Annotated in this window: 16 protein-coding genes and 1 tRNA gene; 10 read left to right on the forward strand and 7 right to left on the reverse strand. The window is 65.8% G+C overall.

Annotated features, from left to right (window positions below):
* Window positions 1-22 precede the first annotated feature (22 nt).
* The gene (chpT, locus tag ACVW1B_RS25385; RefSeq protein WP_310880170.1) at window positions 23-670 is read right to left on the reverse strand and encodes a histidine phosphotransferase ChpT; all 648 of its coding nucleotides are present in this window, start codon (window positions 668-670) and stop codon (window positions 23-25) included.
* Window positions 671-825: 155 nt separating this feature from the next.
* Here chpT and cysQ point away from each other — a divergent pair, with 155 nt between their 5' ends.
* Window positions 826-1653, forward strand: coding sequence for a 3'(2'),5'-bisphosphate nucleotidase CysQ (gene cysQ / locus ACVW1B_RS25390; RefSeq protein ID WP_456822377.1), 828 nt, complete (start codon window positions 826-828; stop codon window positions 1651-1653).
* Here cysQ and ACVW1B_RS25395 read toward each other — a convergent pair whose 3' ends face one another.
* Window positions 1654-2118, reverse strand: coding sequence for a YHS domain-containing (seleno)protein (locus tag ACVW1B_RS25395; protein ID WP_310880172.1), 465 nt, complete (start codon window positions 2116-2118; stop codon window positions 1654-1656).
* Between the two features lie 153 nt (window positions 2119-2271).
* Between ACVW1B_RS25395 and ACVW1B_RS25400 the strand changes: the two genes are divergently transcribed.
* The 3 genes from ACVW1B_RS25400 to ACVW1B_RS25410 all read left to right on the forward strand — a co-directional run bounded on the left by ACVW1B_RS25400 (window position 2272) and on the right by ACVW1B_RS25410 (window position 4586).
* Window positions 2272-2877, forward strand: a complete 606-nt coding sequence (locus ACVW1B_RS25400) for a DUF1134 domain-containing protein (RefSeq protein WP_016843676.1) — start codon at window positions 2272-2274, stop codon at window positions 2875-2877.
* A 237-nt stretch (window positions 2878-3114) separates the two neighbouring features.
* Window positions 3115-4398, forward strand: a complete 1284-nt coding sequence (locus tag ACVW1B_RS25405; protein ID WP_456822378.1) for a hypothetical protein — start codon at window positions 3115-3117, stop codon at window positions 4396-4398.
* 113 nt (window positions 4399-4511) lie between these two features.
* A tRNA-Val gene (locus ACVW1B_RS25410) sits at window positions 4512-4586 on the forward strand.
* Between the two features lie 216 nt (window positions 4587-4802).
* On the opposite strand, the gene ACVW1B_RS25415 is transcribed toward ACVW1B_RS25410, so the two are convergent.
* Entirely contained in the window at window positions 4803-5201 is a 399-nt protein-coding gene (locus tag ACVW1B_RS25415; RefSeq protein ID WP_456822379.1) for a hypothetical protein, read from the reverse strand.
* A gap of 84 nt (window positions 5202-5285) precedes the next feature.
* On the opposite strand from ACVW1B_RS25415, the gene ACVW1B_RS25420 reads away from it, so the two are divergent.
* The gene (locus ACVW1B_RS25420) at window positions 5286-5657 is read left to right on the forward strand and encodes a DUF4118 domain-containing protein (RefSeq protein ID WP_092090069.1); all 372 of its coding nucleotides are present in this window, start codon (window positions 5286-5288) and stop codon (window positions 5655-5657) included.
* 70 nt (window positions 5658-5727) lie between these two features.
* Here the strand turns inward: ACVW1B_RS25420 and ACVW1B_RS25425 are convergent, their stop codons facing one another.
* A complete protein-coding gene (locus tag ACVW1B_RS25425) occupies window positions 5728-5868 on the reverse strand; it encodes a hypothetical protein (RefSeq protein WP_225160572.1) in 141 nt (46 codons plus the stop codon).
* A 171-nt stretch (window positions 5869-6039) separates the two neighbouring features.
* On the opposite strand from ACVW1B_RS25425, the gene ACVW1B_RS25430 reads away from it, so the two are divergent.
* Complete coding sequence (locus ACVW1B_RS25430) at window positions 6040-6279, forward strand: hypothetical protein (RefSeq protein ID WP_225160571.1); 240 nt, start codon at window positions 6040-6042, stop codon at window positions 6277-6279.
* A 425-nt stretch (window positions 6280-6704) separates the two neighbouring features.
* On the opposite strand, the gene ACVW1B_RS25435 is transcribed toward ACVW1B_RS25430, so the two are convergent.
* Together ACVW1B_RS25435 and ACVW1B_RS25440 are read right to left on the reverse strand one after the other, a co-directional pair.
* Window positions 6705-7241: a hypothetical protein gene (locus tag ACVW1B_RS25435; protein ID WP_456822380.1), complete on the reverse strand. Its 537-nt coding sequence runs from the start codon at window positions 7239-7241 to the stop codon at window positions 6705-6707.
* 50 nt (window positions 7242-7291) lie between these two features.
* A complete protein-coding gene (locus ACVW1B_RS25440) occupies window positions 7292-8839 on the reverse strand; it encodes an acetolactate synthase large subunit (protein ID WP_456822381.1) in 1548 nt (515 codons plus the stop codon).
* A 388-nt stretch (window positions 8840-9227) separates the two neighbouring features.
* Between ACVW1B_RS25440 and ACVW1B_RS25445 the strand changes: the two genes are divergently transcribed.
* From ACVW1B_RS25445 to ACVW1B_RS25460, 4 genes are all read left to right on the forward strand, one after another.
* Complete coding sequence (locus ACVW1B_RS25445; protein WP_310880174.1) at window positions 9228-9803, forward strand: L,D-transpeptidase; 576 nt, start codon at window positions 9228-9230, stop codon at window positions 9801-9803.
* Between the two features lie 107 nt (window positions 9804-9910).
* On the forward strand, window positions 9911-10711 hold the full coding sequence (locus ACVW1B_RS25450) for a DUF2927 domain-containing protein (protein WP_253607297.1): 801 nt from the start codon (window positions 9911-9913) through the stop codon (window positions 10709-10711).
* A gap of 297 nt (window positions 10712-11008) precedes the next feature.
* Entirely contained in the window at window positions 11009-12040 is a 1032-nt protein-coding gene (locus ACVW1B_RS25455) for a MerR family transcriptional regulator (protein ID WP_256558659.1), read from the forward strand.
* A gap of 87 nt (window positions 12041-12127) precedes the next feature.
* A complete protein-coding gene (locus ACVW1B_RS25460; protein ID WP_253607295.1) occupies window positions 12128-13123 on the forward strand; it encodes a LysR family transcriptional regulator in 996 nt (331 codons plus the stop codon).
* Window positions 13124-13275: 152 nt separating this feature from the next.
* Here the strand turns inward: ACVW1B_RS25460 and ACVW1B_RS25465 are convergent, their stop codons facing one another.
* Window positions 13276-13488, reverse strand: coding sequence for a hypothetical protein (locus ACVW1B_RS25465; RefSeq protein ID WP_310880175.1), 213 nt, complete (start codon window positions 13486-13488; stop codon window positions 13276-13278).
* Window positions 13489-13560 lie beyond the last annotated feature (72 nt).

Raw genomic sequence — 13560 nt, forward strand, 5'->3', positions numbered from 1 at the left:
AATGATATCGGCGCGGCCGCGGTCAGGCCGCGGCAATGATGACCTTGTCGCCGTCGAGCGCGAGCGTCACCTTCAGCCCGCAGGCTTCCGCCAGCAGGCGGGTGTAGTGCGGTTGCACCGCATGCGCATCGACCGTGTTCGGCGAGGTTGCATTCAGGAGATCGACGATGTTCTGCGGCACGCGCGCATTGAGGCCCGCGGCCGTGATGCGGAAGCTCATCGCCTCGCCTTCGCCGACCGGGTCAATGGTGAGCGTGCCGCCGCGCGGAATGGTCTGCTGCGCAATGACCAGCATGTTCAAGAGCAGCTTGACCCGGTTCTTGGGCAACAGCAGCCGCGGCAGATTCCAGGTCAGCGTCACCTTGCCGTCCTCGATATGCCCCTTCGCCATGTTCTGGGCATCGCCGAGGTCGATCTGCGCGCCGGAGGAACCGGCCGCGCCGAACGCCAACCGGCAGAACTGCAGCCGCGCCGAAGCGGTCTTGGCGCTCTTGCGAATCAAATCGAGCGCGAAGTCGCGGTCTTCGGGCTTGGGATTGTCGTCAAGGACCTCAAGCCCATTGACGATCGCGCCGACCGGACTGATGAGATCGTGACAGACCCGCGAGCACAAGAGCGCCGCGAGTTCGAGCGCGTCGGGAGCGGGACCGGGAGACGAAGTGCCAGACATCAATTGTTTCCTGGAAAGCCGCACGCCGACCGAGGAGTGCGAATCACGCATGCCTGTGGGCTTGATACACCGCGCAGACGGATGCTGCCAGCTTGCGGCAAGACTGATAAGGGAACACAAACAGGATATGCGACCCGCTGACATGAGACCCGCACATGAATAAGGCAGAACCGTCCCTGATCGGGTGCGAGACTGCCGCCACGCTGCTCGAATCGCTGACCGAACTTGTGATCCGCGCCGGCGAGGCAATTCTTGCCGTCAATCGTTCCGCGATGAATGTGACCGGCAAGAGCGACGGTTCGCCGGTTACCGAGGCCGATCTCGCCGCCGACCACATCATCGTCGAAGGGTTGACGCGGCTCGCGCCGCAGGTGTCGCTGCTGTCGGAGGAGCGCGTCCAGCTGGCGACGCCGCCTTACAAGGACAGTTTCTTTCTGATCGATCCGCTCGACGGTACCAAGGAGTTCGTCGCCGGCCGCAATGAATTCACCGTCAATGTGGCGCTGGTCACGCAAGGCGTGCCGCTGCTCGGCATCGTCGGCGCACCGGCGCTCGGCCTGATCTGGCGCGGCATCGTCGGCAAGGGCGCGGAGCGGTTGACGCTGCAGGGCGGCGCGGTTTCGCAGGCGGTGCCGATCAAGACCCGTCCCTGCCCGCCGCGCGGCGCGCCATGGACGGTGGCAGTGAGCCGCTCGCATGGCGATGCGCGCACCGAAGCCTTCATCGACGCGCGCGGCGGCGCGGTCCGCGCCGTACTGGGCTCGGCCGTCAAATTCGGCCGCGTCGCCGAGGGCGAAGTCGATATCTATCCCCGCCTGTCGCCGACATCGGAATGGGATGTGGCGGCCGGGCACGCAGTCGTCGTTGCGGCCGGCGGCAAGGTCACCGATTCGAACGGCAGCCCGTTGCATTTCGGGCTCGGCCGCGAAGACTTCCTGGTGCCGGAATTCATTGCCTGGGGCGATCCGGCCGCGGCGCCGTAATCACTGCGCGAGATTGTCTTCCAGCTCCGGCCAACGCGCCGCGGCTTCCTTCAAAAAGCGCGCGGGATCGGCGGCGAACGCGTCACGGCTGCGTTCCCGGTTGAACAGGTAAAGCCTATTCCCGACCACGGCCCAGAATCGCGGATTGCCCGCGCAGGTGACGCCCCGCACCAGATCGGTCGGATCGTAACCGCCGAATTGCGGGCCATAGATTTCGGGATGCGCCACGAACGAGGCGCGGTTGCCCTCGTTGCGGAAACGCCAGACCACGCCGTTCTCTGCGGCCTCGAATTCCGGCCGCCCCTGGGTGGCGGCGGCGTCGGTGAAATAGGCGACGGGGTCGAATCCCTCGATCGCCAATCCGGAGTAGCGGTTCGTCACCACGCGCTCGGTTGTGATGGCCTGAACAGGCAAGGACGGCCAGATGGCCGCCAAAATGCCCGCCAACAGGCCGAAAAACGCCATCCCCCGGCACGATCCATATCTTTCCTGCCGTTGTGCCGTCATAGTTGATACCGATAACATCCGAGTCGAGGGGACACCGGGCGCAACCTAGAGCCGTGCCTGTTGGCATCAGGTTAAAGGGCAGCGCCCGGATTTCGATAGCAGGGGTTCTTAATGACTTTCGCATCACGCCTTGCCGCGGTCGCGTTTGCCGCGCTGATGTGCTGGAGCGCAGGGGCGTCCGCGCAGCAGGGCCCGCCACCGCAATATCCGCCGCCACAGCGTGAGCCGACCCCGTATACTTACGGGCCCGACGAACTGGTCAATGCCGGACACAAGTTCTTCGGCAATGTCTCGCGCGGACTCGCCTCGGTCATCGAGCGCGCCGTCAGCCAGTGGGGCCTGCCCAATGGTTATGTGCTCGGCGAGGAAGGCTCCGGCGCCTTCGTGGCCGGGCTGCGCTATGGCGAAGGCACGCTCTACACCAAGAACGCCGGCGACCTCAGGGTCTACTGGCAGGGTCCCTCGGTCGGCTTCGACTGGGGCGGCGACGGCGCGAGGACCATGACGCTGGTCTACAACCTGCCTTCGACCCAGGCGATCTATCAGCGCTTCGTCGGCATCGACGGCTCGGCCTATATCGTCGGCGGCTTCGGCATGACGGCGCTGACCGCCAACAACATCGTGCTGGTCCCGATTCGCTCGGGCATCGGCTTGCGGCTCGGCGCCAGCGTCGGCTATCTCAAATTCACCCCGCGCGCGACCTGGAACCCGTTCTAGAGCGTTTCCAGCCGAGCGGACGCCGGTTCGCATCAAGAAGACGCGTCAGGACAGAATCTGGAGCCTCGATCCGATTCAATCGGAACGAAGCGCGAGGTCGCAGCCCTGATCGGGTGATGAGGCCGGCGCTCCGGCACGGTTAGCAATTCAGGTTAACGCGGCAATCGGGCTGGCCTTTGGCTGGCCCGCCGTGGCATTGTGATTAACAAATTCCTTCTTTTCTTGGAGTGACCCTTCATGATCGAGCCGATCATGTACGCGGCGATCGGTTTCCTGATCTCGATGCTGTGCGGCCTGATGATCGTTCCGCTGGTGCACAACCGGGCGGTACGGCTGACCACGCGCCGCATGGAGGCGGCCACCCCGCTGTCGATGGCCGAGATCCAGGCCGACAAGGACCAGCTCCGCGCCGAATTCGCCATGTCGGCTCGCCGGCTCGAGATGAGCGTCGACCAGCTCAAGAGCAAGACCACGAGCCAGCTCGCCGAGCTCGGCAAGAAGACCGATGCGATCAACCGCATGAAGATCGAGCTCGGCGAGAAGAACGCCGCGATCTTCGCGCTGGAAGCGCGCGAAAAGGCGATGAAGGATCAGCTTCGCGCCACCGAGGAAGAGTTCTCGGCCAAGACCGAGCTGTTGCGCAACGCCGAGCAGGCGCTGACCGACAAGCAGGGCGAGCTCGGCAAGATCAACGCCGAGCTCAACGACCGCGCGATGACCGCCGACAGCCGCCAGATCGAACTGGTCGCGGTGCGGACCCAGGTCGAGGAGCTGAAGAACCGGGTCGGCGATGCCGCCAGGGAATTCGCGGCAACCGAAGCCCGCCTCGCCCAGGAGCGCAACCAGTCGGAAACCGCGACGCGCGATCTCACCGACGCACGCGGCCGGGTCGAGAATCTGAGCCAGCGCGTCACCGATCTCGACCGCCAGCTCGTCGCCCAGGTCAAGGAAGCCGAGATGCTCGGCAACCGGGTCAACGACCTCGAAACGCGGCTTGCGACCCAGGGCAAGCTGCTTGCCGAGCGCGAATTCGAGAACGGCCAGTTGAAGCAGGCCAACGCCGCCGCCGAGCGGACGGTGCAGGAGCTGCGCGAGGAGATCGCAGCAGTGGGCGGCGGCAAATCCTCCGCGCTCGACAAGCTGCGCCAAGAGAAGGCTCAAGTCGAGGAGCAGCTGCGCACCGTCAGCGACGAACGCGGCAAGCTGCAGCGCGACATCAACGCGATCCAGCAGCAGGCCGAGAGCTCCTGGGCGACCGAGCGGATGGAGAATGCGCTGCTGCGCGAGCGCATCAACGACATTGCCGCCGAGGTGGCCAAGCTCGCGATCCAGCTCGAGGGCCCGAATTCGGCGATCGAGGCCATGCTGGCGGCGGAGCCGACGGTGCCGGGCAAGGCGGCGGCCAAGCCCGCCAACGGCGCCTCGCCGGGCAGCGGGATGCCCGAGGGCGGCGGCACGCTCGCCGAGCGCATCCGGGCGCTGCAGTCACACGCCTCCCGCGCCCGCCAGCAAGGGGCCTGATTCCCGCAGGTCTTGGCTTGACACCCCTGCCCGGCACTTCGTAAATCGCACGCTCTGACGAAGCGCCACACTCGACCGGCCGCCGACCAGCGGCCTTTGGCACGTCACATCCCGGACGCATAGCTCAGCGGGAGAGCGTTCCCTTCACACGGGAGAGGTCCAAGGTTCGATCCCTTGTGCGTCCACCATCCTGCCTCCTGAACTCTGCCAGGTGTGAACGATTGTCGACATTCTGCTGTCCTCCGGGACCGCCTCACAAAAATGTCGAAAACAACCCCATGCAAAGTAGCCGAGGCAAGCCGGATCAACGGGTTACGCCATTTCCGAATTTTGAATTAACTCGTCGCGCAAAACACCGGCAGGCCAGCGGCGCCGATCTCGGCGATGCGGCCCGGCATTCCGGCTCACTGCCGGCGGCGGTGCGGGGCGGGTGGCGGGTTGGCGGTGCGCCGGCTGAGCTCGCCGAGCAGGTCGCGAACGGCGCCGTCGAGTTCGTCGGGTGGCGGGATGGCGTGAACGGCATCCTGCGTGCCGGTCCGCCGATACCAGCCGGAGGCGGAGCTGTCGTCATTCGCGGCGCGAACCTGCGGCGCACGAACGTGAGCGCGCGGGGCGGATCGCCGCCGCCGGCGCGAGATCAGCTCGCGTGCGCCGTACCCGGCTACGAACCCGATCCCGGCGACGAGAGCGACAATCAGAAGCTCGAGCATCGTGTTGCCCCCAATCACCGTGCCGCAATGCAATATGCGCGACAATGCGGCGGCGGCTTGACCGGGCCGGTTCCTTTTCACTGTATCGAACACAACCCTGCCCCTCGGAATCGTACGGGGTTTTGTTTGCAGGCCTCCTCGGCTACCTTCCCGGAACTCGCGGGGCCGGGAGTCTGGATGCGCAAGGGCAACGACTACATTTTGAAGCTGCGGCCTTGGTCCTTGTCGACATTCGTCGTCGCCCTGCTTGCGGTGGTGCTGGCCACCGCGACCCAGGAGATGTTCGCGAGCTTCGGCATGCAATTCTATTTCGCGGGCTTCGTGCCGGCGATCCTGATCGCCGGCCTGATGGGCGGCGCGCCCGCCGGCGCCTTTGCGACCATCATCACGGTACCGATCGTCTGGTGGGCGTTCATGCCGCCCTATTTCGAGTTTTCCTGGCCGACGCCCGACGACTACGACAGCCTGGCGATGTTCCTGCTGTCGAGCGCGCTCTTGGTCAGCTTCTCGCAGCTCTATCGGGAAGCGCTGGCAATTTTGCGGAAGTAGCGGACGACCCAAGCCGCGACCCGGCCGCCGGCGATAGCGCACCGGTTGCCTTGTCGTGGATCGTTCGCTCTCAGATCCCGAACATCCAGATCGCGACGATGGTGGCCAGCGTCGCCACGCCGCTGATGGTCCAGCCCGCCGCGTAGAAGCTGTCCTCGGGGGCGGTGTCGAGCATCGTATTGGTGGTTTCCGTCATTGACCGCCAGCGCATGGCGTCTCTCCTCGGAACTCCTGCCCGGCCAGACAACGCGGCGCCCGGTTCCCGGTTCCGCGGCGGCCATGCCGTTCACGCAGAGCTCACGGACTGCTGATCGGCGCCGCGGAACCCTGCGACATTCTGTCCCGTTGAGGCTCGCCGGAAACCAACTTGGGAGAACATCCGATGCGAACACTGATCCTCGCCGCCACCGCCCTTGCCTTCGTCTCGTCCACCGCGCTCGCGCAGGACAAGGCGGGCGGCAGCCCGGCGCCCGCCGCGCAAAGCGGCGACACCGCGACCAAGGGCGAGGCGGCCAAGGCGCCGAAGAAGAAGGCGAAGAAGACCGCCAAGAAATCGAGCGCCAAGACCGGTGCCGCCGCGACCGGCGCTGCCGGGACCGGCAGCGATGCCGCCAAGCAATAAACAGAAACAATCGCGCTTGGTGATCCAACTGGCGACCACGGACTTGCCGAGCACGGACTTGTCGAGCACGGAAAAGGCCGCCCGAAGGCGGCCTTTTTACTGTCTCGGTGCGGATGTTGCCTCGGCCCGTCGCGTCGCAATCGAGTGCGCCGACCACCTCGGGCAGTGGAAAGTTGGGGCAGTGGAAGTTGGATCAGTGCGGGCTGGACCAGCGAGCGTTGGACCAGCGAATTCAGGTGCGGGAGGGGGAGCGAAAGAGTTGCGGAGCTGATAATCCGCACCGCCATCGGATCGTTCTGAAAATTGACCACCAGCTCCAGGAATTGCTCCACCTCCCGCACCTTCTGTTGTGCCGCGCGTGCAGGGGCGACGCATGATCCAAACGGGCTATCACTGCAAACGCGAGGAAAGATTCACCAATAGACTTAATGCGGAGCGCCATCGTCGCGCCTGTTCGCGAGCCCGCTCTCGCGTAGCCGCTCGGCAAACCAGAGCGAAGTCGCGCTATCGATGGCTCCGCCGGCATAGACCTCGGAGAAGCTCACCCCGCTTTGTCCGACGATCACCAGCACGCCCATCGCATAGGCAAACCAGACATTCGGATCGGTCAGCGCCTGCAACTTGCGCTGATCGTGCTCGATCGGCTGGTGATTGCTGTCCTTGCGCAGTTCGATGGCCAGGAGATTGTTCGGGATGTCGCGCTGATGCACGACGATATCGGGATAGATCGACTTGCCGAGATGGTCGTCGGTCGAGCTCCCCGAGCCGCGCGGCAGCCGCAGCGTGCGCTCGCCGAGCCGGTCGTAGTTGCAATCGACCTGCCAGCCGGAAAATTGCCGCTCGACATAGACCGCCAGCCGGTGAGTGAGCGTTCGCTCGCCGAGATCGCGCTCCAGCAGGAACATCTCCTGCGCATAGAATTCCTCCACGGCGGCGATCACCTTGTTCAGCTCGGTCTGCATCGACGCCTCCGACTGGACTGGGCCGCCGCCGCGGCCTTTCAGCTACGCCTCTACATCTGCACTTCGATCAGCCGCGGTCCCGGCTCCGCGACGGCTTCCGCGAGCGCCTTGTTGAACTCGTCGGCGGTCGTCACCGCCCTGCCCGGTACCCCCATGCCCCTGGCGAGTGCGACGAAGTCGAGCGTCGGCCGATCGATCTTCAGCATGTCCTGCGCCCGCTTGCCCGGCTCGCCGGCGCCGACGCCGTCGAACTCGCCGCGCAGGATCTGATAGATGCGGTTGGCGAACACGATGGTCACGACGTTGAGCCCTTCGCGCGCCTGGGTCCACAGCGACTGGATCGTGTACATCGCGCTGCCGTCACCGACCATGCAGATCACCTTGCGGTCCGGACAGGCGACCGCGGCGCCGGTTGCCACCGGCGTCGAGAAGCCGATCGAGCCGCCCATGTTCTGCAGCCAGTCATGCGGCGCGGCCGCTGCCGTCGGCGGGAAGAAGCCGCGGCCCGTGGTGACGGATTCGTCGACCATGATGGCGTTCTCGGGGATCGCGCACGCGATCGCCTGCGCGATCGTGGCGTGGTCGAGCGCACCGGTCGGCTTGACCAGTTCCTGCAATTGCTGAGGCTTCACGTCCTGCGCGGTCGCATGCAGCGCACCCACGAGCGCCTCGAGCGCCGCAACCGAATTCTCGCCCCAGGCGGTCATGCGATGCACCTCGCAGCCTTCCGCCTTCAGCATGCTCGGCTTGTTCGGATAGGCGAAGAACGCCACGGGATCGTTGGCCTCGACCAGCACGATGTGACGGAATTTCTTCAGGATCGGCAACGCCTGCTCGATCACATAGGGAATGCGGTTGATCGAGAAGCGGCCGCGGCCGCGCGCCATGCGCGGGTGATAGGTCTGGCCCATCACCGTGCAGCCGGTCTTGCCGGCGATGCGCTCGGCGAGCGCCAGCCCGTGCTCGGTCAGCGCGCTGCCGGTGACGAGCAGCAGCGTATGCGCGGCATCACCGTGCAGGATCTTCGCCGCGGTATCGACCGCCTGCGGCGAATAGCTCGGGCGCTGCGTGTCCACGGGCACCTCGGCGATGCCGTCGGCTTCGTTCCAGGCGGTGTCGGCCGGCAGGATCAGGGTTGCGATCTGCGGCGGCGCGCTCCTGGCGGCGGCGATCGCGGCCGCGCCGTCGGCCGCAACCGACTTGGCATCCGGCGAGGTGCGCACCCAGGACGACATCGGCCGCGCCAGGCCCTCGATGTCTGACGTCAGCGGCGCATTGTAGCCGATGTGGTAGGTGGCATGCTGACCGACGATGTTGACGATGCCGGAATGCGCCTTCTTGGCGTTGTGCAGATTGGCAAGGCCGTTGGCGAGGCCGGGCCCGAGATGCAGCAGCGTCGAGGCCGGCGTTCCCTTCATGCGGAAATAACCGTCGGCCGCACCGGTCACCACGCCTTCGAACAGACCGAGCACGCAGCGCATGCCCGGGACCTTGTCCAGCGCCGCGACGAAATGCATCTCCGAGGTGCCGGGATTGGTAAAGCAGACATCCACGCCGCCTGCGACCAATGTCCGCACCAGACTTTCCGCACCATTCATGCTCTCGCTCCCGTTTCGAGATGTTCTTGAGGTCGCTCAGAGCATGATCCGATCCGATCGAATCGGATCATGCTCGTATCCTTTTGTTTGGTCGCATTTTCTTCACGCGAACCGGTGGCCACTTCGCTTGAAAACGCTCCAGCTTTTGTTTGGTCGCGTTTTCTTGACGCGAACCGGTACCCACTTCGCTTGAAAACGCTCCAGATCAACCATTCTTCAGCCGCTTCGTCAAAGGCTTGGCCGGACAATGCAGGTATCGCTTCCGATCTGTTGCCTTTTTAAACCGTGTTGTTCGAAAATGCCTGAGGTCACGGCTTCGTCGCTTGCGAAACGCCGGTAATTGTGGCCTCTCTGACTGCATATTTGATTGTTCGCGAGGACGACGACCATGCGCCCGATTGCCTTGATGTTTGCCGCGCTCACGATCCTGGCAGGTGCCGGTCAGGCCAACGCCCAGTTCTTCGACTCCCGCGGCTATCAGTCCGAAGCCCCGAGCTTCTTCGGCGGCGGCGGCGCAAGCCCGATCCCGCGCACCACCGTCAACTACCCGACCAACTACGCCCCCGGCACCGTCGTGGTGAACACCGCCGAGCGCCGGCTCTATCTGGTGCTGGCGAACGGGCAGGCGCTGCGCTACGGCATCGGCGTCGGCCGCGACGGCTTCCGCTGGAGCGGTGTCCACCGCATCTCCGCAAAGAAGGAATGGCCGTCGTGGACGCCGCCGTCGCAGATGCTGCGCCGCCGCCCCGATCTGCCGCGCCACATGAACGGCGGCATCGAGAACCCGCTCGGCGCGCGCGCGATGTATCTCGGCTCGACGCTCTACCGCATCCACGGCTCGAACGAGCCGGAGACGATCGGCCAGGCCGTCTCGTCGGGCTGCTTCCGCATGACCAACGACGACGTCACCGATCTCTATGGTCGGGTCTCGGTCGGCACCACCGTGGTGGTGAAGAACAACTGATCGCGTCGATTTCAACGGAACCAGGCGCCGCCATTCGGCAAGATCGCTGATCCCGTCGCCTTGATCCCTCCTTGCGCTGCCGCAAGCCTTGCGGCAGCGTTGTCACAATGCCCCAGCACCGTCCTTCCATCCTCGTCCTTCTCGCCGCAACGCTCGCCGCTTGCCTCGCTGATGCCGCGCTGCCCGCGGCCGCCACCGAGGTACCGGCGATCGCCGCGCGCCAGCGCAACGAGAAGAAGGTCTTCACCGACGCCGAGATCGTCGAGGGCTTTCTGAAAACCGCGTTCGGTGCCGAATATCATCTCGCCGGGCGGGTCGACCGCATCCGCAAGTATGACAGTCCGGTGCGCGTGTTCGCCGACGGCAGCCGCGCCGACCGCAAGGCCCAGCTCGCCAGGGTCGTCGCCGACATCCGCAGCAAGGTGCAGCATCTCGACATCGCGATGACCGAGAACAACGAAGCGGCCAATGTCGTGGTCAAGCTGGTGCGCGACCGCGAGCTGTACCGCACGATCGCGACCTTCTACGGCCAGGAGCGCGCCAGGGAGATCCGCTCCTCGCTCGACCCGCAATGCCTGTCCGGCTTCCGCAAGAACGAGAACTACGAGATCGAGCATTCCGACGTGATCCTCACCGTCGACAACGGCGATTTCGTCTTCCTCGACTGCGCCTATGAGGAGCTGTTGCAGTCGCTCGGCCCGATCAACGACACCGCCACCGTGCCGTGGACCATGTTCAACGACAACGTCTCGATGGGCTATTTCGACCTCTACGACCAATATCTGCTCAACCTGCTCTACGACCCCCGCATCAAGCCCGGCATGACCGTGCAGGAGGTCAAGGCCGTGCTGCCCGCCGTCCTCGCCGACGTCCGCGCCTGGGTGGCGAAGGTGAACCATCTGGAGTGAGGGTGGGCGATGAGCGCAGGCGCTCGCGACACATACCGCCGTCGTCCAGGCGCAGGCCGGGACCCATACTCCGCGGCAGATGTTGTTGACGGGACTCGTCGTTCCAGCGGTGCATAACAATCAACATTTGTGGTTATGGGTCCCTGCTCCCGTGCGCAATTGCGCACTAGGCAGGGACGACATCGAGTGTGTTGCGCGAGTGAGGGAGCCGCCCGTGGACGGGTCCCACCTCCCCGCTTGACCTTGCCCCTGCGGCCGCCTCCATAGAGGCGCGGTCAGACGACGCGAGGTGATTCGATGAATGCTGCTGCCGCCCGTTTCCTCAGCCCGTCCGAAGCTGCAAGACAGCTCGGCATCTCCGCGAAAGCGTTGCGCCTGTACGAGGAGCGCGGCCTGATCGCGCCCGGCCGCACGCCGGCGGGATGGCGCGCCTATGGTCCGGCCGAGATGGCGCGCGGCGCCGAGATCGTCGAGCTGCGCGCGCTCGGCCTCAGCATCGGTGAAGTCGCGCGCATCCTGAACGGCGACGCCGTCATCCTTGGCCGCGTGCTGGCCGCGCACGAGGCCATGCTCGAAGCGCGCATCCGCCAATGCGGCGACAGCATCGCCAAACTGCGCCGCCTGCGCGCCGACCTTGGCGGCGGCAGGATGCCCGCGACCGGTGACATCATCGGTGCGGTCCGGACGCGGCCGGCGATCGGCGTCGCGTTCGATCTGCCGTGGCCGTGGGGCGGCGAGCGCTTCGAGCTGCGCGACATCAAACGGCTGAACTACATCGTCGGCCCGCTCGGCAGCGGCAAGACGCGCCTTGCGCAACGGCTCGCCGAAGCCGTGCCCGGCGCCAGCTTCGTCGGGCTGGACCGCGCGGCCGACGGCGGCGCGGCCGTGCGGGCGCGCCTCGATGCCGATCCGGCGCACGACGCCAGGGTCGCGGCGAGCCTTGCCACCCTGCTGGCCGACGGCGCCGTGGACTCGCCGGCGCTGACCGCCCTGCTCGCGGCGCTCGAGGCCGGCGACGACGCGATCCTCGTGATCGACATGCTCGAGCAAGGGCTCGATGCGGCGAGCCAGGAAGCCGTCATCGCGCATCTGCGCCGCCGCGGACCCGAGGCCCGGCCGCTGTTCTTCCTCACTCGCTCCAACGCGATCCTGGATCTCGACGCGGTCGGCGACGATGAAGCGATCATCCTGTGCCCCGCCAATCACAGCCGGCCGATCTGCGTTACGCCCGTCCCGGGCGCGGCGGGCTATGAAGCGGTCGCGACCTGCCTTGCTTCGCCCGAGGTCCGCGCGCGCACCGAAGGCACGATCGCGTGGCGGCCGTCCTGACTTCTCGCATTGGTTGTATTATAATCGTATGACAATGCACGACGCAGGTCGGATGCGCGCAAAAAAAGTGTGCTATAAGCACGTGCGATGATCGAGCTTCCCCGTACCCAGGCCTTGCGTTGCTTCATCACGGTTGCCCGTGAGGGCACGGTATCGCGCGCAGCGGCGATGCTGAAACTGACCCAGCCCGCGGTCAGCCTGCAGCTGAAGGCACTCGAGGAAAGCACCGGGCTGCAGCTGTTCAACCGCACACCTGCCGGATTCACCCTGACCGAGGCCGGCGCCGCGCTGCTGCCGCTGGCGCACCGGGCGGTCGCGGCCGCCTCCGATTTCAAGGCGATGGCGGACTCGCTGAACGAGGCACAGCGCGGCACGCTGCGCGTCGGCACCATCCTCGACCCCGAATTCACCCGGCTCGGACCGTTCGTGCGCAGCCTTGCGATGTCCTCTCAGCGCACCGAAGTCTTCCTGCGCCATGGCGTGAGCGACGACGTGCTGGCGCAGATCGGCCGCGGCGAACTCGACGTCGGCTACTATGTCGACGCCACGCCACAGGACCAGCTCGTCCATCACAGCTTCACCGAACGGACCATCGTCGACGGCCGCTACCAGCTCGCCCCGCTGCTTTGCTACGATTACCGGGTGATCGCACCGATCGCCTGGCGCGACCGGGTGATGGGCAAGGGCTGGGCCGAGCTCGCCGAGCTGCCCTGGCTCGCGACACCGCCGCACTCCGGCCACCGGCGGCTGCTCGACGACATCTTCCGCCCGCTCGGCGCATTGCCGAAGCGGATCGGCTACACCGACCAGGAAGAGGCGATGATCGACTTCGTCGAGTCCGGCCTCTGCCTCAGCCTCGCACGCGAAAACGTGTTGGCGCCGCGGATGGCGCGGCCGCATCAGTTCGTGGTCGTCGACAAGGTGAAGCTGACCTGCGATCTCTCCTTCGCCAGCCTCGCCGCCCGCCGCCAGGAGCCGGTGATCGCCCATGCCTTCGCAAGCGTGCGCGCGGTATGGAATATCAAGCCGGCGATCGCCGGCGCCGGGCCAACGCGGACGCGGAAGGTCGCGAAGAACGTGTAAGCGGGCTTCTGTTCCCTACTTCAGCGCAAGGGTGCTGCAGTACGCGGCGACTTCACCGCTTCCCCAACCGTTATTCAGTCCGATTTCCGTGCACTGATTGTAGCTCTTGAAGGGCACGCCGGCGGATCGGCAGATCGTCGTGAGGCGATGACCTAGGCCGCGACGACCAACGGTCTCGTCATCGCCGCCATCGTGGGCACCAGCGACGGCGCTTCACAATCCTGCAGAGCGAGCTCGTTGACCAGCTCGCGCAGCCTTGGCGGCAGATCGGCGTAATCGCCGCGCAGGGCATAGCGCAGCCGTTCGCCAATCTCTTCGCAGATGGCGCGCGCGTGCTCGGACGCAATCGGATGAGGCTCAATCATGGACGTGGACCGCTGGCGATGACTGCGCGCCGTCCCACTGCACTTCCGCAACCACGGATCCCGCATGTGCAC

Source organism: Bradyrhizobium sp. USDA 4502 (genome assembly GCF_054063355.1).

Bases quoted from the DNA above. Each gene is read 5' to 3' on its own strand.
- ACVW1B_RS25400 (WP_016843676.1), top strand. From the start codon at position 2,272: ATGACTTTCGCATCACGCCTTGCCGCGGTCGCGTTTGCCGCGCTGATG.
- ACVW1B_RS25455 (WP_256558659.1), top strand. From the start codon at position 11,009: ATGAATGCTGCTGCCGCCCGTTTCCTCAGCCCGTCCGAAGCTGCAAGA.
- ACVW1B_RS25460 (WP_253607295.1), top strand. From the start codon at position 12,128: ATGATCGAGCTTCCCCGTACCCAGGCCTTGCGTTGCTTCATCACGGTT.
- ACVW1B_RS25405 (WP_456822378.1), top strand. From the start codon at position 3,115: ATGATCGAGCCGATCATGTACGCGGCGATCGGTTTCCTGATCTCGATG.
- chpT (WP_310880170.1), bottom strand. From the start codon at position 670: ATGTCTGGCACTTCGTCTCCCGGTCCCGCTCCCGACGCGCTCGAACTC.
- ACVW1B_RS25430 (WP_225160571.1), top strand. From the start codon at position 6,040: ATGCGAACACTGATCCTCGCCGCCACCGCCCTTGCCTTCGTCTCGTCC.
- ACVW1B_RS25440 (WP_456822381.1), bottom strand. From the start codon at position 8,839: ATGAATGGTGCGGAAAGTCTGGTGCGGACATTGGTCGCAGGCGGCGTG.
- ACVW1B_RS25435 (WP_456822380.1), bottom strand. From the start codon at position 7,241: ATGCAGACCGAGCTGAACAAGGTGATCGCCGCCGTGGAGGAATTCTAT.
- cysQ (WP_456822377.1), top strand. From the start codon at position 826: ATGAATAAGGCAGAACCGTCCCTGATCGGGTGCGAGACTGCCGCCACG.
- ACVW1B_RS25450 (WP_253607297.1), top strand. From the start codon at position 9,911: ATGCCCCAGCACCGTCCTTCCATCCTCGTCCTTCTCGCCGCAACGCTC.
- ACVW1B_RS25445 (WP_310880174.1), top strand. From the start codon at position 9,228: ATGCGCCCGATTGCCTTGATGTTTGCCGCGCTCACGATCCTGGCAGGT.
- ACVW1B_RS25420 (WP_092090069.1), top strand. From the start codon at position 5,286: ATGCGCAAGGGCAACGACTACATTTTGAAGCTGCGGCCTTGGTCCTTG.
- ACVW1B_RS25465 (WP_310880175.1), bottom strand. From the start codon at position 13,488: ATGATTGAGCCTCATCCGATTGCGTCCGAGCACGCGCGCGCCATCTGC.
- ACVW1B_RS25425 (WP_225160572.1), bottom strand. From the start codon at position 5,868: ATGCGCTGGCGGTCAATGACGGAAACCACCAATACGATGCTCGACACC.
- ACVW1B_RS25395 (WP_310880172.1), bottom strand. From the start codon at position 2,118: ATGGCGTTTTTCGGCCTGTTGGCGGGCATTTTGGCGGCCATCTGGCCG.